The sequence below is a fragment of the Bacillus sp. D48C genome (genome assembly GCF_053345735.1).
This window is the reverse complement of sequence record NZ_JBKFAQ010000019.1, coordinates 1-16,576: the sequence shown is the minus strand read 5'-3', so window position 1 is coordinate 16,576 and position 16,576 is coordinate 1. Positions and strand designations below refer to the sequence as shown.

Below are 16,576 nucleotides of genomic sequence, written 5' to 3'. Positions count from 1 at the left end.
AAAGGAGGGAAAATTGATGCATCGCATTGACCCAAGTAAATTAGAACTTGAAGAACGTGTAGTTACGATAAATCGTGTCGCGAAAGTTGTTAAGGGTGGTCGTCGTTTCCGCTTTGCTGCACTAGTTGTAGTTGGCGATAAAAACGGTCATGTTGGATTCGGTACTGGTAAAGCACAAGAGGTACCAGACGCAATTCGCAAAGCTATCGAAGACGCTAAGAAAAATTTAATCGCTGTACCATTAGTTGGTACAACAATTCCACACACAATCAACGGTCACTTTGGAGCTGGTGAAGTATTCTTAAAACCTGCTGCTGAGGGTACTGGTGTTATTGCTGGTGGACCTGTTCGTGCGGTTCTTGAATTAGCTGGTGTACAAGATATTCTTTCGAAATCTCTTGGTTCTAACACACCAATCAACATGATTCGCGCTACTGTGAACGGATTAAGCGAACTTAAGCGCGCTGAAGATGTTGCAAAATTACGCGGTAAATCTGTAGAAGAGCTACTAGGTTAAGGAGGGAAAACAAATGGCGAAAAAGTTAGAAATTACCCTCACTCGTAGTGTAATTGGTCGTCCACAAGATCAACGTGCGACGGTAGAAGCTTTAGGTCTTAAAAAGTTGAATTCAACTGTAGTTAAGGAAGAAACTCCTGCTATTCTTGGTATGATCAACAAAGTTTCTCACCTTTTAACTGTAAAAGAAGCTTAAGGATAACTCATTAATATAAGGAGGTGCCTGGGAATGAAACTTCATGAATTAAAACCTGCAGAAGGTTCTCGTAAAGTACGTAACCGTGTCGGTCGTGGTATCGGTTCTGGTAACGGTAAAACTGCTGGTAAAGGTCATAAAGGACAAAACGCACGTTCTGGTGGCGGTGTTCGTCTTGGCTTCGAAGGTGGTCAAACTCCATTATTCCGTCGTTTACCAAAACGCGGCTTCACAAACATTAACCGTAAAGAGTTTACTATTGTAAACTTATCAACGTTAAATCGTTTTGAAGATGGTACAGAAGTAACACCTGAATTATTGCTGGAAACTGGCGTTATCAGCAAGTTAAACGACGGTGTTAAAATTCTTGCAAGCGGAGCAGTAGAGAAAAAACTAACTGTTAAAGCGCACAAGTTCTCTTCAAGTGCTAAAGAAGCAATTGAAGCAGCTGGCGGATCAGTTGAGGTGATCTAATGTTTCGTACAATCTCCAACTTTATGCGCGTTGCTGAGATAAGACGTAAAATATTATTCACTTTAGCGATGTTAATCGTATTCAGGATTGGCACGTTTATCCCAGTGCCATTTACAAATGGAGACGTACTGAAAGCACAAGACCAATTAAATGCTTTAGGCATCCTAAATACATTTGGCGGTGGCGCCTTGAAAAACTTCTCCATCTTCGCGATGGGAATCATGCCGTATATTACAGCATCCATCATCGTGCAATTATTGCAGATGGATGTTGTTCCTAAATTTTCGGAATGGTCGAAGCAAGGTGAAATGGGCCGTCGTAAACTAACGCAATTCACGCGTTACTTTACAATTGTTCTTGCGTTTATTCAGGGGTTTGGTATGTCAATCGGTTTTAACGGTATGGTAGGTGGGCAATTAATTTTGAATCCTGGTTGGAGCACTTATTTATACATTGCTACGGTACTGACTGCTGGTACTGCATTTTTAATGTGGTTAGGCGAACAGATTACAGCTAAAGGTGTAGGTAATGGTATTTCCATCCTTATCTTTGGCGGTATTGCTGCAGCGATTCCAAGTGTTATATCTCAAGTGTATCAACAACAGTTTCAAAATATCGGAGATCAATTGTTCATGAGTATCGTTAAAGTTGCATTGATTTTACTAGCTGTGCTAGCAGTTATTGTTGGTGTTATTTTCATTCAACAAGCTGTTAGAAAGATCCCAATTCAATACGCGAAGCGTGTAACAGGAGGGAATGGGAATCATGCTGGAGCACAAAACACACATTTACCGCTTAAGGTAAATAGTGCGGGTGTTATTCCAGTCATTTTTGCTGTTTCATTCTTAATTACGCCTCCAACTATTGCACAGTTCTTCCCGAAACATGATGTATCGCAGTGGATTATTGCAAACTTTAACTATTCTCACCCAGTGGGAATGATCATATATGTTGCGCTCATTGTAGCCTTCACATATTTCTATGCATTTGTTCAGGTTAATCCAGAGCAAATGTCAGAGAATCTAAACAAGCAAGGTGGATATGTTCCAGGTATTCGTCCGGGTAAGAATACAGAACAATATCTAACAAAAATCTTGTATCGTTTGACCTTTGTAGGATCAATTTTCCTAGCAGCGATTGCAATCTTACCAGTTATTTTTACGAAATTGGGAAATCTTCCTCCATCTGCACAGATTGGTGGAACGAGTATGTTAATCGTTGTCGGCGTTGCTTTAGAAACAATGAAGCAGCTAGAAAGCCAACTGGTAAAACGCCATTACAAAGGGTTTATCAAGCAGTGAGTAAGTGGGAAGAACTATCTTCCCTACATGCTCATGTACTGAGGGGGAACAAGGATGAACTTAATTTTAATGGGGCTTCCTGGTGCTGGTAAAGGTACACAAGCCGAACAGATTGTAGCCAAGTATAACATCCCTCACATTTCAACAGGAGATATGTTCCGTGCAGCTATGAAGGCTGAAACTGAAATGGGTCTACAAGCAAAATCTTTTATTGATAAAGGTGCACTTGTTCCAGATGAAGTTACAATCGGAATTGTTCGTGAACGTTTAAGTCAAGAAGACTGCGTAAGAGGTTTCTTACTAGACGGTTTCCCACGAACTGTTGCACAAGCATCAGCTCTTGAAGAGATTATGAAAGATCTTGGCAAAAAAATCGACTATGTTTTAAACATTAATGTGGATTCAGGGTTGTTATTAAAACGCCTTACAGGCCGTCGCATTTGTAAAGAGTGCGGTGCGACTTACCACTTAGAATTCAATCCACCAGCAAAAGCTGATGTGTGCGATAAATGTGGTGGCGAATTATACCAACGTTCTGATGACAATGAAGAAACTGTAGCAAATCGTTTAGATGTAAATATTAAGCAAACAAAACCTTTGCTTGATTTCTACGACGAGCTTGGTTACTTAAAAAGCATTAATGGTGAGCAAGATATCAATAAAGTATTTGCTGATATCGATGTTCTCATCGGAGGCTTAGCGTAATGATCATCTGCAAAACTCCTCGCGAGATAGAAATCATGCGAGAAGCTGGCAGAATCGTTGCTTTAACTCATCAAGAGTTGAAACAGCACATTACTCCAGGAATTACAACGAAAGAGCTCGATCAAATAGCGGAAAAGACGATTCAAAAATATGGTGCTACGCCATCTTTTAAAGGATACAACGGATTTCCGGGGAGCATATGTGCTTCTGTAAATGAAGAGCTTGTACACGGAATTCCAGGAAAGCGCAAGCTCAAAGAGGGCGATATCATCAGTATCGATATTGGTGCGAAATACAATGGGTACCATGGAGATTCTGCATGGACGTATCCAGTTGGAAACATTTCTGAATCTGTTCAAAAGCTACTTGATGTCACAGAAAAATCGTTGTATCTTGGTCTAGAACAAGTAAAACCAGGCGAGAGATTATCAAATATCTCACATGCGGTTCAAACCCATGCTGAAGAGAATGGATTCTCGATCGTTAGGGAGTATGTTGGTCACGGAATCGGGCAAGACTTACATGAGGACCCTCAAATCCCGCACTATGGTCCACCAAATAGAGGCCCTAGATTAAAGCCGGGAATGGTCATCTGTGTTGAGCCGATGGTGAATCAAGGAAGACGATATGTAAAAACACTATCTGATGACTGGACAGTGGTAACGGTAGATGGTAAATGGTGTGCCCATTTTGAGCACACGATTGCTCTTACAGAAGCAGGATACGAAATCCTTACCACTTTATAAGTAGCTGGCTCTCCGGGATTTCAGAGCAGTGTAAAATGTTACTGATTTGAAGAAGGGAGAACTATTGAATGGCTAAAGATGATGTAATTGAAGTCGAAGGTACCGTTCTTGAAACGTTGCCAAATGCTATGTTCAAAGTAGAATTAGAGAATGGGCATGTCGTATTGGCTCACGTTTCTGGTAAAATCCGTATGAACTTCATTCGTATTTTACCAGGAGACAAAGTTACGGTAGAATTATCTCCGTACGATTTAAATCGTGGTCGTATTACGTACCGTTTTAAATAATATAGCACTCCGTAATCTTTAAGGAGGTTCGAGACATGAAAGTAAGACCGTCAGTTAAACCAATCTGCGAAAAATGTAAAGTTATTCGTAGACGTGGAAAAGTAATGGTTATTTGTGAAAACCCTAAACATAAACAAAAACAAGGTTAATCAGAAGGAGGTGCATTCAGAATGGCACGTATCGCAGGTGTAGATATTCCTCGAGACAAACGCGTTGTTATTTCTTTAACTTACGTATTCGGCATTGGTCGCACAACTGCTGAAAAAATTCTTACTGAAGCTGGTATTTCTTCAGAAACACGAGTTCGTGATTTAACGGAAGACGAATTAGGACGTATCCGTGATGTTATCGATCGTATTAAAGTTGAGGGAGACCTTCGTCGTGAAGTATCTCTTAACATTAAACGTCTAATGGAGATCGGTTCTTACCGTGGTCTTCGTCACCGTCGTGGTTTACCAGTTCGTGGTCAAAATTCTAAAAACAATGCTCGTACACGTAAAGGTCCACGTCGTACAGTAGCAAATAAAAAGAAATAATAAGTAAAGGAGGTTGAACTAACAATGGCACGTAAAACAAACACTCGTAAAAAACGTGTGAAAAAGAATATCGAAGCTGGTATAGCTCATATTCGTTCTACTTTCAACAACACAATCGTAACACTTACAGATACTCACGGTAACGCACTTTCTTGGTCTAGTGCTGGTGCACTTGGTTTCCGTGGATCTCGTAAATCTACTCCATTCGCTGCGCAAATGGCTGCTGAAGCTGCTGCTAAAGTTGCAATGGAGCACGGTTTAAAAACTTTAGAGGTTACTGTTAAAGGTCCTGGTGCTGGTCGTGAAGCTGCAATTCGTGCTCTTCAAGCTGCAGGTCTAGAAGTAACAGCAATTAGAGATGTTACTCCAGTTCCTCATAATGGATGTCGTCCGCCAAAACGTCGTCGTGTGTAATTTTTCTGTATAGAATTTTCCCTTTTGTCTATAATGGATATGATGCATTATCGAGAAATTTCGTACAGAAACATCGCTTGTTGTGCACAATCGGGAACTGCCTAAGGGGGACTTTCGGTTAGACAGGGGTTATACCTTTGTTTAACCGGGGTTTCGACGTTTTGAAGGAGGGTTTAGTTAATGATTGAAATCGAAAAGCCGAAAATCGAAACGGTTGAACTTAACGAAGATGCTAAATATGGTAAATTCGTAATTGAACCGCTTGAGCGTGGATATGGTACTACTTTGGGTAACTCCTTACGTCGTATTCTTTTATCCTCACTCCCTGGTGCCGCTGTTACTGCTATCCAAATCGATGGCGTATTACATGAATTTTCAACAGTTGAGGGCGTAGTAGAAGACGTTACGACGATCATCTTAAACTTGAAAAAGTTAGCTCTTAAAATCTACTCTGAAGAAGAGAAGACGTTGGAAATTGATGTGCAGGGCGAAGGTATTGTCACAGCTGCTGATATTACTCACGATAGTGATGTAGAAATCTTAAATCCAGATTTACACATTGCAACGTTAGCAAAAGATGCGCATTTCCGCGTGCGTTTAACTGCAAAGCGTGGCCGTGGGTATACGCCAGCTGATGCAAATAAAAGCGAAGATCAACCAATAGGAGTAATTCCTATTGATTCTATTTATACTCCAGTATCACGTGTGACTTACCAAGTGGAAAAGACACGTGTCGGACAAGTGGCTAATTATGATAAGCTTACGCTTGATGTATGGACGGATGGAAGCATCGGGCCAAAAGAAGCTATCTCTTTAGGTGCCAAAATCTTAACTGAGCATTTAAATATCTTTGTTGGTTTAACTGATGAAGCACAAAATGCTGAGATTATGGTCGAGAAGGAAGAAGATCAAAAAGAGAAAGTTCTTGAGATGACTATCGAAGAACTAGACCTTTCTGTTCGTTCTTATAATTGCCTAAAACGTGCAGGAATTAATACTGTACAAGAGCTTGCGAACAAAACAGAAGAAGATATGATGAAAGTTCGTAACTTAGGACGTAAATCCTTAGAAGAAGTTAAACATAAACTTGAGGAATTAGGTTTAGGTTTACGTAAAGACGACTGAGGATTTAAACCCATGAACAAAGGAGGGAACTACGAATGGCATACAGAAAATTAGGCCGTACAAGTGCGCAACGTAAAGCTATGTTACGTGACTTAGCTACTGATTTAATTATCAACGAGCGCATCCAAACGACAGAAACTCGTGCAAAAGAACTTCGTTCTGTAGTGGAAAAAATGATCACTTTAGGTAAACGCGGAGATCTTCATGCTCGTCGTCAAGCAGCAGCTTTCATTCGCAATGAAGTAGCTAACGCTGAGACTGGTCAAGATGCACTTCAAAAATTATTCGCTGATGTAGCTCCACGCTATGCTGAGCGCCAAGGCGGATACACTCGTATTGCAAAAATTGGTCCACGTCGCGGAGACGCAGCACCAATGGTAATTATCGAGTTAGTATAATGATAATTAAAAGGGCAGGACAGTTCTTTTCAAGAAACTGGTCATGGCCCTTTTTTTTAAATATAAAAATAGGCGAGCTTGGCGAAGGAAAGGGTGCCTTCTATTGAAAAAAGAGAAACTTCGGATAGGAAATATATCATTTCAATATCCTGGGGCAGCCACGTATGCATTAAAAGATGTTTCATTTTCCTTATATGAGGGAGAATGGGTATCTATTATTGGACAAAACGGTTCAGGAAAGTCTACACTTGCAAAATTATTGAATGGTTTGTTTTTGCCCGAAGCAGGGACTATTACAGTAAATGATTCAATGGTTTTATCAGAGGAAACGGTATGGGATGTTCGAAAACAAATTGGAATGGTATTTCAAAATCCAGATAATCAATTTGTTGGAACAACAGTGCAAGATGATGTTGTATTTGGTTTAGAGAATATCGGAATGCCAAGAGAACAAATGATTGAAAGATTAGAACAGGCCTTACGACTTGTCCGTATGGAAGATTTTCTTAATGATGAGCCTCATTCCTTATCTGGTGGGCAAAAACAGCGAGTGGCAATAGCAGGCGTTTTAGCACTTCAGCCATCTATTTTAATATTAGATGAAGCAACGTCAATGTTAGATCCTCAAGGAAGACGTGAAGTAGTAGAAACGGTTAGACAACTTGTTAATCAAAAAGGTATTACCGTGTTATCAATTACGCACGATTTAGAAGAAGCGGCGCAGTCAGATCGTGTCATTATTTTAAATAAGGGAGAAATATTAGAGGAAGGGATTCCAGAGAAAATTTTCAAGTCCTCTCATATGCTCCAAGAAATTGGCTTAGATGTACCGTTTTCGGTGAAAATAGCAGAATTATTAAAAAGAAATGAAATTCTTTTGCAAAATACGCATCTTACAATGGAAAGCTTGGTGAACGAACTTTGGAGATTACATTCCAAAAAGTAGAACATCGTTATCAATATAAAACTCCATTTGAAAGACGCGCACTTTATGATGTAGACGTGTCGTTTCCAAGTGGGGGCTATTATGCCATTATCGGTCATACTGGTTCAGGTAAGTCGACGATGATTCAACATTTAAATGGTTTATTGCAGCCGACAAATGGTACAGTTCAAATTGGTGAACATTTGATTTCGGCAGGAAAGAAAGAAAAAAAGCTAAAGTCACTACGTAAAAAAGTAGGGGTTGTCTTTCAATTCCCGGAACATCAGTTGTTTGAAGAAACTGTGGAGAAAGATATTTGCTTCGGACCTACTAATTTCGGGGTATCTGGAGACGAAGCGAAGCAAAAGGCTAGAGAGGCAATAGAACTTGTAGGGCTAGAACCGGAACTGTTAACACGTTCTCCGTTCGAATTAAGTGGTGGACAAATGAGACGTGTTGCTATAGCGGGTGTACTGGCAATGGAACCTGAAGTGCTTGTATTAGATGAACCTACAGCAGGTCTAGATCCAAAAGGGCAGAACGAACTTATGCAGATGTTTTATAAGTTGCATAAGGAGAAAGGGCTTACAGTTATCCTTGTAACGCATAATATGGAAGATGCTGCTCAGTATGCGGAACAAATTGTAGTTATGCATAAAGGAACGGTCTTTTTGCAAGGAAGTGCAGAGGAAGTATTTTCACATGCTGATGAACTAGAGAAAATTGGTGTGGATCTTCCTATGTCATTAAAGTATAAACGTGCAATTGAAGAGAAGTTTGGTATTTCAATTCCAAAGGCTACCTTATCTTTAGAGGATCTTACTCATGAAGTTGTGCAGGTGTTACGAAAAGGTGGTCATGAATCATGCAGCAGTTGATTATTGGGAGATATATCCCGGGGAATTCACTTATTCATCAACTTGATCCACGTACGAAGCTGCTGATTGTCTTTTTATATGTATTTGTTGTTTTCTTAGCAAATAATGCGATTTCATATGGATTTTTATTTTTATATGCACTCATTGCTTTATTTTTTGCAAAAGTGCCGATTCGTTATGTACTTTCGGGCTTAAAACCAATTTTATGGATTTTTCTTTTTACATTTTTCCTGCATATTTTTACAAATAAAGAGGGGGATGTACTACTCCAGCTTGGTTGGTTTTCGATACATGAAAAAGGATTAGAGCAAGGGATATACATTTCTGTACGGTTCTTCGTTATTATTTTAATGACGACATTATTAACGTTAACGACGACACCTATTGAAATTACAGATGGTTTGGAGACGTTATTAAAGCCATTGAAGCGTATAAAGGTTCCTGTTCATGAAATCGCATTAATGATGTCAATTTCTCTTCGTTTTATCCCGACATTAATGGATGAAACGAGTAAAATAATGAAAGCACAAGCATCACGTGGTATTGATTTCGCTGGTGGACCGATAAAAGATAGAATGAAAGCTATTATCTCACTGCTCGTTCCTCTGTTTATCAGTGCTTTTAAGCGTGCAGAGGACTTAGCTATTGCGATGGAAGCTCGTGGATATCAAAGTGGTGAAGGACGTACTAAATTTAGGCAACTACGCTGGAAAACAAGCGATACAGTAACGATTGTAAGCTTATTTTGTTTAGCTTGTATTTTGGCATGGGTGCGATCGTAATGGAGAATAGAGAAATGGATAGAATAAAATGTACGGTTGCATATGATGGTATGCATTTTTGTGGTTATCAAATTCAGCCGAAGCATCGTACTGTTCAACAGGAGATAGAAAAAGCATTACAGAAATTGCATAAGGGAGAACTTGTTCGTGTTCAGGCGTCTGGTAGAACAGATTCTACGGTTCATGCAAAAGGGCAAGTAATACACTTTGATACTCCTTTGTCTCTTGAGGAGTGGCAATGGAATAACGCTTTAAATACAATGTTGCCAGATGATATTGTTATTAGGCGAGTAGAGAAAAAAACAGAAGAATTTCATGCACGTTACGGTGTTGAGAAAAAAGAATATCGTTATCGTGTATTATTATCAAAGACTGCGGATGTATTCCGTAGAAATTACGTATATCAATATCCATATCCGCTCGAAATCAATTCTATAAGAAAAGCAATTCCTTATTTTATTGGAACGCATGATTTCACTTCTTTTTGCTCGGCAAAAACTGACAAAAAAGATAAAGTGCGAACAATTTATGAAATCGAGTTAATTGAGCAAGATGATGAATTAATTTTTCGTTTTGTAGGTAATGGATTTTTATATAATATGGTCAGAATTATTGTTGGTACGTTACTTAACGTAGGGCAAGGAAAGCTTGATCCTGATAGCATTCCAGAGATTTTAGCGAAACAAAATCGTCAGTTTGCTGGAAAGATGGCTCCAGGTCATGGGCTTTACCTATGGGAGGTAAACTATAACAACTAATCCTGGTGTAACATTTGCTTGACATTAGAAACTCAAAAGTATATCATAACATATGGTATTGTTTCTAAAACCACGATTAGCCCCGGAAGGAAATCGTGTTTAAGATAAACAATAGATTTTTTCTATGGAAAAGATAACGAGGAGGGAAACACATGCGTACGACTTTTATGGCAAAAGCTAACGAAGTTGAGCGTAAATGGTATGTGGTTGATGCTGAAGGTCAAACTTTAGGTCGCCTATCTACTGAAGTAGCATCCATTTTACGTGGTAAAAACAAACCTACATTTACACCACACGTTGACACGGGTGATCATGTAATTATTATTAACGCTGAGAAAATTCATTTAACAGGTAATAAATTAAACGATAAAATTTACTACCGTCACACTAACCACCCAGGTGGACTTAAGCAAAGAACAGCTCTTGAAATGCGTACAAACTACCCTGTACAAATGTTAGAGCTTGCAATTAAAGGCATGCTTCCAAAAGGACGCTTAGGCCGTCAAGTTTCTAAGAAACTTAACGTGTATGCTGGAGCAGAGCATCCACACCAAGCACAAAAACCAGAAGTTTACGAACTTCGCGGATAATTAATTAAAGGAGGGCTTACTTTGGCACAGGTTCAATACTATGGCACTGGACGTCGTAAGAGTTCAGTAGCGCGCGTACGCCTAGTTCCAGGCGAAGGACGCGTTATCATTAACGGTCGTGATTTTGAAAACTATATCCCATTTGCTGCATTACGTGAAGTAGTGAAACAACCTCTAGTTGCAACAGAAACTTTAGGTAACTACGATGTACTTGTAAACGTAAATGGTGGTGGATACACTGGTCAAGCTGGTGCTATTCGTCACGGTATTTCTCGCGCTTTATTAAAAGCTGATCCAGAATACCGTCTAACACTAAAACGTGCAGGTCTATTAACTCGTGACGCACGTATGAAAGAGCGTAAAAAATACGGTCTTAAAGGCGCACGTCGTGCACCTCAGTTCTCAAAACGTTAATTTTTGCGAACTACAAACCCCAACCATTTTGGTTGGGGTTTTTTTGTGTTTCATTCCTCTTTTACAATTTTTTTAGCTTGGAATATTTTAGTGCTACGGCCTCGCGTATGCTTCTTCTTTAGAAGTTTAGACTATACGTATTAGGGAGGTTTATAAGTACTATGAATGTCATTGTCAGCTTACAAGAAAAACAAAAAGAAAAGCAGTTAAAATACGAGCGGAAGATGCTGCGAGAATTATCATTAAAAACATTGCGCTCAAATATTCGTGATGCCTTTCAAATGCAAGAGCTTCATCGTCAGTATGAAGATTACTGTATTGAATTAGGGATAGAATCTTATTTATTAGGAGCGAGATATAGTAAATTTGGTTATTATGGTGAATCGTTTTTTGATGTGAAATATAGAGCTTTAGAAGAAGAACAACAATTAACTGAAACGCTATTTCAATTTTTAACGAGTATGACTATGCGAGAAATAAAGTTGAAAGATGAGGAATTACTTTTTGAATCTTGTCAGCAGTTTATAGGATTGTGGTGGCAAGAAGGGTATGAAAAAGGTGAAAGAAGATATCGATTAAAGCTTCATTAAGACAAGCATAAACTTTCCTCTTGTCCCATATAAGTAATTAGAGGGACTAGCTGGAGGAGGAAAGGTATGAAGAGAATTCGAATTATCTCTTTTGCACTCGCTGCGGTTGTTTTGTTTTTTTTAGTCAAACAAGAATTTCAAATCACAAAATCGTGGCGAGCTTGGAATTTACCCTTATCAGGGAAAGTAATCGTATTAGATGCTGGGCATGGTGGACCAGATGGAGGGGCTGTTGGTGGAAAGGATATTATAGAAAAGGATATTACGCTTGAAATTACAAAAAAGGTACAAGACTATTTACAAGAACAAGGTGCACTAGTTATTTTAACGCGTGAGGGAGATTATGATTTAGCTAACAAAGATACAAAGTCATATAGTAGACGTAAAGCGGAGGATTTAAAAAAACGTGTAGAAATCATCAATAAACCAGATATAGACTTTTTTGCAAGCATTCATTTAAATGCTTTAACTAGTAGTGGATCGAAAGGCGCACAAACATTCTACTATCGCTCTTCAATTGAAAATGAACGTGCTGCTAAATTTATACAGGCTGAATTGAGAACGAGTTTAGAAAATACGAATCGTTCTGCTAAAACAATCTCTCACGTATACTTATTGAAGTATGCGAAAACACCAGGTGCTTTAATTGAAGCCGGCTTTTTATCGAATGTGAACGAAAGGTATATGTTAAATTCGGAGAAATATCAACAGAAGGTAGCAGCTGCAATATACCGTGGTATATTGCGTTATTTCACGGAAAAAGGAAATCCTCCAGAATAAGGAGGATTTTTTTGAGTTTCTCTCGTTAACGAAGTTTTCGGAAAATATGTTATACTGGAAATGTAAACGCATTAATTTGAAGAATAAACAAAGATGAATTCAATTAACATTACGTTATTTTTCATACAGGGGGCTGGGTTAATTATGGTAACGAAAGAACAAGTGGTTGAAGCGTTAGAAGGGATTGTAGATCCGTTTTTACATAAAACATTAAAAGAAACAAGTGCAATTAAAGAGGTAACAGTCAAGCCTGAGAAGGAACATGTGAGTGTCAAAATTGCAATCGTAAAAACTGGTACAGCGGAACAAATGCAGTTGCAGTCTGGAATTGTAAAGTTAGTAAAAGAACTTGGAGCAGCAACAGTTGGACTTCGTTTTGCAGAATTTACAGAAGAGGAATTAGCTCAGTTTGCACTAGAACAAGAAGCAGAGCAAAGTGAATCTTTATTGTCACCAAATTCAAAAACGACATTCTTAGCAGTAGCGAGTGGAAAAGGTGGCGTGGGAAAATCAACCGTTTCCGTTAACCTTGCAGTTGCTTTAGCTCGTTTAGGAAAAAAAGTTGGTATTATTGATGCGGACATTTACGGTTTTAGTGTGCCAGACATGATGGGGATAGAAAAACGTCCCATCGTAAGAGGTGACAAGATAATTCCGGTGGAACGTTTAGGTGTAAAGGTAATCTCAATGGGCTTCTTTGTAGAGGATAATGCACCAGTTATTTGGAGAGGACCTATGCTTGGGAAAATGTTAAACCACTTCTTCACAGAAGTGGAATGGGGCGATTTAGATTATTTAGTACTAGATTTACCACCAGGAACAGGTGATGTTGCGTTAGATGTGCACTCAATGTTGCCATCTTGCAAAGAGATTATTGTAACGACGCCTCATCCAACAGCTGCGTTTGTAGCAGCGCGTGCTGGAGCGATGGCATTACGCACTGAACATAGTATTCTCGGTGTTGTTGAGAACATGGCATATTTTGAAAGTAAGGTAACTGGTGAGAAAGAATATGTATTTGGAAGAGGCGGGGGAGATAAGTTGGCTACCGAACTACAAACAAATGTTCTTGGTCGTATTCCGCTGCAACAACCTGATTGGAATAAAGAAGACTTTGCTCCTTCAGTATATGAAGATACACATACAACCGGCATTATTTATAGTAAAATAGCCGAAGTGGTAATTGATAAAACAGCTGTTACACAAAAATAAAGTGAAACTTTAATCAGTGGAGTTCATCTGTTACTGGCAACAATAAGGGTTTTGTTACTAGTAAACTTTTCGCTTAACTAGAGGGCCATTTTGTCTGTTAATAGCAAGATAAAGTAATAACGAGTGGACAATTTATACATTGTCCACTCGTTATTATAGTTATTATTTTCACTGTTCTTCCTTCTTCTCGCCTTGAGAACCACCGTCACCGCCTGCTTCTTTCTTATCAGATCCACCTTTTTCAGCCTTTTGTACACCTTTACTAATGATATCAATCATCTTGGATTGGAAGAGTGGACTTTCAGCAGTTTCTGTTAGTACTTGTTGTAGATATTGACGGTATTCTTTACTCTTCATTGTTTGTAACATCATTTTTTCTACTTCAGGATTTTTCATGATTTCTATAACGCCTGCTTGGTATTCAGGGTCTTTTAATAAGGTTTTCATTAATTGGGTTTGTTCTTTCCCCATACTTTTAGCGAACTTCGATGAGAACTCAGGATCTTTAAAGAGCTTTTCCCAGAATTGTTGCCCTTTATCGGATACCATTGCATCTTCAATCGTTTTCTTTACTACTGTTTCATCTAGTATGAGTGCTTGTTTCATTTTTTCATCAGTTAATACATCTTGAATAGCTTTCTTACCTTGATCTGTTTTTAAAATATCAACAATCATTTTCTTTGTTTGATCGTAATCTAGTTCGGATTTCGTTTCTTTTCCTTGTGCGCATGCTACAAGTGCGATAAGTAGAAAAGAAGAAACGAAAATGAATAGTATCCGTTTCATAAGTTGGAACTCCTTTCAGCACAGTTCTCTCTTTTTAATATAAATATCTTTAAGGAATTTATACATGAACATGGCTAGCTTTTTGAAATTGTCATTGATACAATTTAATTAGAAATATAAGGATAATGGGGGATGTGTTGTGAATAGCCGCAAGTGGGTACGACTATTTTTAACGACGTTGTTTCTTGGTGGGATTAGCACAGTTATTATTGGTTTTGTTTTGGAGTGGGACAGGTACAATGAATTTTTTCAAAATTTCGACGTTAAGGAGATTTTAGCGGTATCTTTCTGGTTGATGGGTGTAGGATTTATTTTTAGCGTTATAAGTCAAATGGGATTCTTTGCATATTTAACAATCCATCGTTTTGGACTAGGGATGTTTCGCTCATCGTCTTTATGGAATGCAGTCCAGCTCTTCTTTATTGCATTCGTATTATTTGATTTTGTGTATTTAAGGTCTGTACTTATTGCAAATGGGGAAGTCTCATTGGGGAATAACATACTTGTTGCTGGAATTTTATTTGTGTTTGGAGCAATTGTTGCTTATGTAAAAAGTAAAGAAACAAATAAAAAAGCATTTGTGCCAGCTCTGTTCTTTATGGTTGTTGTAACAATTCTTGAATGGGTACCGGCGCTTCGGATTAATGATACAGATTGGTTATATTTAATGGTTATACCGCTATTGTTATGTAATGCATATCAATTACTTGTATTACATCGTTTAATCGGAAAAACGAGTAAACCTGCTTAATAGAGAGAGGTTTTATACACCGGCAGTTATATTACTGGAAATGGTGTGATTAAAAAAGCTCTACCACCTTCTTGAAAGGTAGTAGAGCTTTTTATACGTGAAGAGTAGTAGGGACGAAGCTATTTCACATCTTCACTTTTCGTACTTGTGTTGGAAATAAGTTGTGATACGGATATTTGCTCATATCCATCACTTTTTAATTTTTGCAGGAGCAGCGGTAAAGCTCTATTTGTTTGAAGGGCAGAATCGGATGCGTGTAATAAGACAATATCTCCACCTTTCAAATTATTAGAGACGGTGGAAACGATGTGGTTTACACCTGGGTTTTTCCAATCGTTTGAATTATTACTCCAATGCACGACGGTGTATCCAAGTGATTCTGCAATTTTAAGGGTTGCCTTGTTAAATTCGCCACTAGGTGGACGTAACAGTTTGACTTGTTTTACACCAAGTTTTGTAAAAACATCTTGTGCTCGTAAAAGGTCTCGTCTTATTTCATTCGTCTCTAGAGAAGTATAAGATGTGTAATTGTAACCCATACTACCGATTTCGTGTCCATCTTTCATGATGCGCTCTACAATATCGGGGTGTCTTTCGGCCCATGCAGCAGAAAGGAAGAAGGTTGCATTCTTAATTTCTCTTTCTTTAAGAGTATCAAGGATTGGAATTGCTTTTTTGTCTCCCCAACTAATATCAAACGTAAATGCAACTTGCTTTTTAGCGGTATCTCCTTTGTAAATTACTTTAGGGCCTGTAGCAGTTGAAAAAGCAGATTCATGTGAATATGTTTTTAAAAAGAGTAGCCATGCTGTAAATAAGGAAAGTATCACTATTAAGCTAATGTGTTTAAAAGTTCTTTTACTCGTAATAAAAAAGAAAAACATAATATTACGCCCCTTTGTCCAATCCTTTTCAGTTACATATATGCTGGAAATATAAAAAAGAGAACAAAGGATTAATATCGTAAGTAGTGGATATAATGAATGATAGGATTGTAATAAGTGAAAATGAGCGGAACGTTTATTGTTACGTAAGGAATTATTGAGGTGATCATTTGCTTGGGCTGATGTTGACAAAAGAAGAGAGAAAAGAGATGGAATACATATTAAAGAGAGAGTTAGAGGAACTTTTATTTGATTTTGAAGATGAGCGTATTCATGAAGTTGTAAAAAAGGCGATGGAAGAAAGATATAAAATCATTTTTTGTTTGTTTCGGAGAGTTGCTAACGCAGAGGAATGTATTCGTTATGTAAGAAGAAGAACTTTTTATTAAAAAGTATTGACGTTAATAGTTTGTATATGGTAAATTAATAAACGTCGCTGATGCGGAAACGCAGAAAACGACAAAAAAGAAATTGAAAAACTTAGTTGACATTGAAAAATGAAGATGTTAACATAAGGAAGTCGCAAA

25 protein-coding genes are annotated in these 16,576 nt (G+C 38.3%); 23 read left to right on the top strand and 2 right to left on the bottom strand.

The window, feature by feature from the left end:
- Nucleotides 1-16 precede the first annotated feature (16 nt).
- The 21 genes from rpsE (at nucleotide 17) to ACLBXA_RS27530 (ending at nucleotide 13,628) form a co-directional block, all read left to right on the top strand.
- Nucleotides 17-517, top strand: coding sequence for a 30S ribosomal protein S5 (rpsE, locus tag ACLBXA_RS27630; RefSeq protein ID WP_000554646.1), 501 nt, complete (start codon nucleotides 17-19; stop codon nucleotides 515-517).
- A gap of 13 nt (nucleotides 518-530) precedes the next feature.
- A complete protein-coding gene (gene rpmD, locus ACLBXA_RS27625) occupies nucleotides 531-713 on the top strand; it encodes a 50S ribosomal protein L30 (RefSeq protein WP_001085233.1) in 183 nt (60 codons plus the stop codon).
- 33 nt (nucleotides 714-746) lie between these two features.
- The gene (gene rplO / locus ACLBXA_RS27620; protein WP_000766083.1) at nucleotides 747-1,187 is read left to right on the top strand and encodes a 50S ribosomal protein L15; all 441 of its coding nucleotides are present in this window, start codon (nucleotides 747-749) and stop codon (nucleotides 1,185-1,187) included.
- The gene (gene secY, locus ACLBXA_RS27615; protein ID WP_000490118.1) at nucleotides 1,187-2,488 is read left to right on the top strand and encodes a preprotein translocase subunit SecY; all 1,302 of its coding nucleotides are present in this window, start codon (nucleotides 1,187-1,189) and stop codon (nucleotides 2,486-2,488) included. Before rplO ends, secY begins: the two co-directional genes overlap by 1 nt.
- A 54-nt stretch (nucleotides 2,489-2,542) precedes the next feature.
- Complete coding sequence (locus tag ACLBXA_RS27610) at nucleotides 2,543-3,193, top strand: adenylate kinase (RefSeq protein ID WP_001048995.1); 651 nt, start codon at nucleotides 2,543-2,545, stop codon at nucleotides 3,191-3,193.
- On the top strand, nucleotides 3,193-3,939 hold the full coding sequence (gene map / locus ACLBXA_RS27605) for a type I methionyl aminopeptidase (RefSeq protein ID WP_000582539.1): 747 nt from the start codon (nucleotides 3,193-3,195) through the stop codon (nucleotides 3,937-3,939). Before ACLBXA_RS27610 ends, map begins: the two co-directional genes overlap by 1 nt.
- A gap of 68 nt (nucleotides 3,940-4,007) precedes the next feature.
- A complete protein-coding gene (infA, locus tag ACLBXA_RS27600; RefSeq protein WP_001029884.1) occupies nucleotides 4,008-4,226 on the top strand; it encodes a translation initiation factor IF-1 in 219 nt (72 codons plus the stop codon).
- A 35-nt stretch (nucleotides 4,227-4,261) separates the two neighbouring features.
- The gene (gene rpmJ, locus ACLBXA_RS27595; RefSeq protein ID WP_000868344.1) at nucleotides 4,262-4,375 is read left to right on the top strand and encodes a 50S ribosomal protein L36; all 114 of its coding nucleotides are present in this window, start codon (nucleotides 4,262-4,264) and stop codon (nucleotides 4,373-4,375) included.
- Nucleotides 4,376-4,396: 21 nt separating this feature from the next.
- Nucleotides 4,397-4,762 carry a 30S ribosomal protein S13 gene (gene rpsM / locus ACLBXA_RS27590; protein ID WP_000090792.1) on the top strand — a complete coding sequence of 122 codons (366 nt, stop codon included), beginning with the start codon at nucleotides 4,397-4,399 and terminating at the stop codon, nucleotides 4,760-4,762.
- A 24-nt stretch (nucleotides 4,763-4,786) separates the two neighbouring features.
- Nucleotides 4,787-5,176, top strand: coding sequence for a 30S ribosomal protein S11 (rpsK, locus tag ACLBXA_RS27585; protein ID WP_000101797.1), 390 nt, complete (start codon nucleotides 4,787-4,789; stop codon nucleotides 5,174-5,176).
- 180 nt (nucleotides 5,177-5,356) lie between these two features.
- Nucleotides 5,357-6,301 (top strand): DNA-directed RNA polymerase subunit alpha, encoded by a 945-nt coding sequence (locus ACLBXA_RS27580; protein WP_000569643.1) that lies wholly within the window; start codon nucleotides 5,357-5,359, stop codon nucleotides 6,299-6,301.
- A gap of 35 nt (nucleotides 6,302-6,336) precedes the next feature.
- Nucleotides 6,337-6,699 carry a 50S ribosomal protein L17 gene (gene rplQ / locus ACLBXA_RS27575; RefSeq protein WP_000331490.1) on the top strand — a complete coding sequence of 121 codons (363 nt, stop codon included), beginning with the start codon at nucleotides 6,337-6,339 and terminating at the stop codon, nucleotides 6,697-6,699.
- 103 nt (nucleotides 6,700-6,802) lie between these two features.
- On the top strand, nucleotides 6,803-7,645 hold the full coding sequence (locus tag ACLBXA_RS27570) for an energy-coupling factor ABC transporter ATP-binding protein (protein ID WP_044783178.1): 843 nt from the start codon (nucleotides 6,803-6,805) through the stop codon (nucleotides 7,643-7,645).
- Nucleotides 7,621-8,502, top strand: a complete 882-nt coding sequence (locus ACLBXA_RS27565) for an energy-coupling factor ABC transporter ATP-binding protein (RefSeq protein ID WP_447617629.1) — start codon at nucleotides 7,621-7,623, stop codon at nucleotides 8,500-8,502. The genes ACLBXA_RS27570 and ACLBXA_RS27565 overlap by 25 nt, the downstream gene beginning before the upstream one ends.
- Nucleotides 8,490-9,284, top strand: a complete 795-nt coding sequence (locus tag ACLBXA_RS27560) for an energy-coupling factor transporter transmembrane component T family protein (protein ID WP_001186530.1) — start codon at nucleotides 8,490-8,492, stop codon at nucleotides 9,282-9,284. Before ACLBXA_RS27565 ends, ACLBXA_RS27560 begins: the two co-directional genes overlap by 13 nt.
- A gap of 14 nt (nucleotides 9,285-9,298) precedes the next feature.
- On the top strand, nucleotides 9,299-10,042 hold the full coding sequence (gene truA / locus ACLBXA_RS27555) for a tRNA pseudouridine(38-40) synthase TruA (RefSeq protein WP_002084072.1): 744 nt from the start codon (nucleotides 9,299-9,301) through the stop codon (nucleotides 10,040-10,042).
- 152 nt (nucleotides 10,043-10,194) lie between these two features.
- Entirely contained in the window at nucleotides 10,195-10,632 is a 438-nt protein-coding gene (gene rplM, locus ACLBXA_RS27550) for a 50S ribosomal protein L13 (RefSeq protein ID WP_001260795.1), read from the top strand.
- Between the two features lie 21 nt (nucleotides 10,633-10,653).
- Nucleotides 10,654-11,046 carry a 30S ribosomal protein S9 gene (rpsI, locus tag ACLBXA_RS27545; RefSeq protein WP_000079986.1) on the top strand — a complete coding sequence of 131 codons (393 nt, stop codon included), beginning with the start codon at nucleotides 10,654-10,656 and terminating at the stop codon, nucleotides 11,044-11,046.
- Between the two features lie 161 nt (nucleotides 11,047-11,207).
- Nucleotides 11,208-11,636, top strand: coding sequence for a DUF2521 family protein (locus ACLBXA_RS27540; RefSeq protein ID WP_001101005.1), 429 nt, complete (start codon nucleotides 11,208-11,210; stop codon nucleotides 11,634-11,636).
- 66 nt (nucleotides 11,637-11,702) lie between these two features.
- Nucleotides 11,703-12,416: an N-acetylmuramoyl-L-alanine amidase CwlD gene (gene cwlD, locus ACLBXA_RS27535; RefSeq protein WP_000822437.1), complete on the top strand. Its 714-nt coding sequence runs from the start codon at nucleotides 11,703-11,705 to the stop codon at nucleotides 12,414-12,416.
- Between the two features lie 144 nt (nucleotides 12,417-12,560).
- Entirely contained in the window at nucleotides 12,561-13,628 is a 1,068-nt protein-coding gene (locus ACLBXA_RS27530) for an Mrp/NBP35 family ATP-binding protein (RefSeq protein WP_447617628.1), read from the top strand.
- Nucleotides 13,629-13,796: 168 nt separating this feature from the next.
- Here the strand turns inward: ACLBXA_RS27530 and gerD are convergent, their stop codons facing one another.
- On the bottom strand, nucleotides 13,797-14,414 hold the full coding sequence (gerD, locus tag ACLBXA_RS27525; protein ID WP_000821601.1) for a spore germination lipoprotein GerD: 618 nt from the start codon (nucleotides 14,412-14,414) through the stop codon (nucleotides 13,797-13,799).
- Between the two features lie 139 nt (nucleotides 14,415-14,553).
- Between gerD and kbaA the strand changes: the two genes are divergently transcribed.
- Complete coding sequence (kbaA, locus tag ACLBXA_RS27520; protein WP_001088533.1) at nucleotides 14,554-15,165, top strand: KinB signaling pathway activation protein KbaA; 612 nt, start codon at nucleotides 14,554-14,556, stop codon at nucleotides 15,163-15,165.
- Nucleotides 15,166-15,284: 119 nt separating this feature from the next.
- Here kbaA and pdaB read toward each other — a convergent pair whose 3' ends face one another.
- Nucleotides 15,285-16,049 (bottom strand): polysaccharide deacetylase family sporulation protein PdaB, encoded by a 765-nt coding sequence (pdaB, locus tag ACLBXA_RS27515; RefSeq protein WP_000464716.1) that lies wholly within the window; start codon nucleotides 16,047-16,049, stop codon nucleotides 15,285-15,287.
- Between the two features lie 170 nt (nucleotides 16,050-16,219).
- Here pdaB and ACLBXA_RS27510 point away from each other — a divergent pair, with 170 nt between their 5' ends.
- Nucleotides 16,220-16,438: a hypothetical protein gene (locus ACLBXA_RS27510; RefSeq protein WP_000901146.1), complete on the top strand. Its 219-nt coding sequence runs from the start codon at nucleotides 16,220-16,222 to the stop codon at nucleotides 16,436-16,438.
- Nucleotides 16,439-16,576 lie beyond the last annotated feature (138 nt).

Excerpts from the sequence above, each read along its gene's own strand:
- rpsE (WP_000554646.1), top strand. The coding sequence starts at position 17 with ATGCATCGCATTGACCCAAGTAAATTAGAACTTGAAGAACGTGTAGTT.
- rpmD (WP_001085233.1), top strand. The coding sequence starts at position 531 with ATGGCGAAAAAGTTAGAAATTACCCTCACTCGTAGTGTAATTGGTCGT.
- rplO (WP_000766083.1), top strand. The coding sequence starts at position 747 with ATGAAACTTCATGAATTAAAACCTGCAGAAGGTTCTCGTAAAGTACGT.
- secY (WP_000490118.1), top strand. The coding sequence starts at position 1,187 with ATGTTTCGTACAATCTCCAACTTTATGCGCGTTGCTGAGATAAGACGT.
- ACLBXA_RS27610 (WP_001048995.1), top strand. The coding sequence starts at position 2,543 with ATGAACTTAATTTTAATGGGGCTTCCTGGTGCTGGTAAAGGTACACAA.
- map (WP_000582539.1), top strand. The coding sequence starts at position 3,193 with ATGATCATCTGCAAAACTCCTCGCGAGATAGAAATCATGCGAGAAGCT.
- infA (WP_001029884.1), top strand. The coding sequence starts at position 4,008 with ATGGCTAAAGATGATGTAATTGAAGTCGAAGGTACCGTTCTTGAAACG.
- rpmJ (WP_000868344.1), top strand. The coding sequence starts at position 4,262 with ATGAAAGTAAGACCGTCAGTTAAACCAATCTGCGAAAAATGTAAAGTT.
- rpsM (WP_000090792.1), top strand. The coding sequence starts at position 4,397 with ATGGCACGTATCGCAGGTGTAGATATTCCTCGAGACAAACGCGTTGTT.
- rpsK (WP_000101797.1), top strand. The coding sequence starts at position 4,787 with ATGGCACGTAAAACAAACACTCGTAAAAAACGTGTGAAAAAGAATATC.
- ACLBXA_RS27580 (WP_000569643.1), top strand. The coding sequence starts at position 5,357 with ATGATTGAAATCGAAAAGCCGAAAATCGAAACGGTTGAACTTAACGAA.
- rplQ (WP_000331490.1), top strand. The coding sequence starts at position 6,337 with ATGGCATACAGAAAATTAGGCCGTACAAGTGCGCAACGTAAAGCTATG.
- ACLBXA_RS27560 (WP_001186530.1), top strand. The coding sequence starts at position 8,490 with ATGCAGCAGTTGATTATTGGGAGATATATCCCGGGGAATTCACTTATT.
- truA (WP_002084072.1), top strand. The coding sequence starts at position 9,299 with ATGGATAGAATAAAATGTACGGTTGCATATGATGGTATGCATTTTTGT.
- rplM (WP_001260795.1), top strand. The coding sequence starts at position 10,195 with ATGCGTACGACTTTTATGGCAAAAGCTAACGAAGTTGAGCGTAAATGG.
- ACLBXA_RS27540 (WP_001101005.1), top strand. The coding sequence starts at position 11,208 with ATGAATGTCATTGTCAGCTTACAAGAAAAACAAAAAGAAAAGCAGTTA.
- cwlD (WP_000822437.1), top strand. The coding sequence starts at position 11,703 with ATGAAGAGAATTCGAATTATCTCTTTTGCACTCGCTGCGGTTGTTTTG.
- ACLBXA_RS27530 (WP_447617628.1), top strand. The coding sequence starts at position 12,561 with ATGGTAACGAAAGAACAAGTGGTTGAAGCGTTAGAAGGGATTGTAGAT.
- gerD (WP_000821601.1), bottom strand. The coding sequence starts at position 14,414 with ATGAAACGGATACTATTCATTTTCGTTTCTTCTTTTCTACTTATCGCA.
- pdaB (WP_000464716.1), bottom strand. The coding sequence starts at position 16,049 with ATGTTTTTCTTTTTTATTACGAGTAAAAGAACTTTTAAACACATTAGC.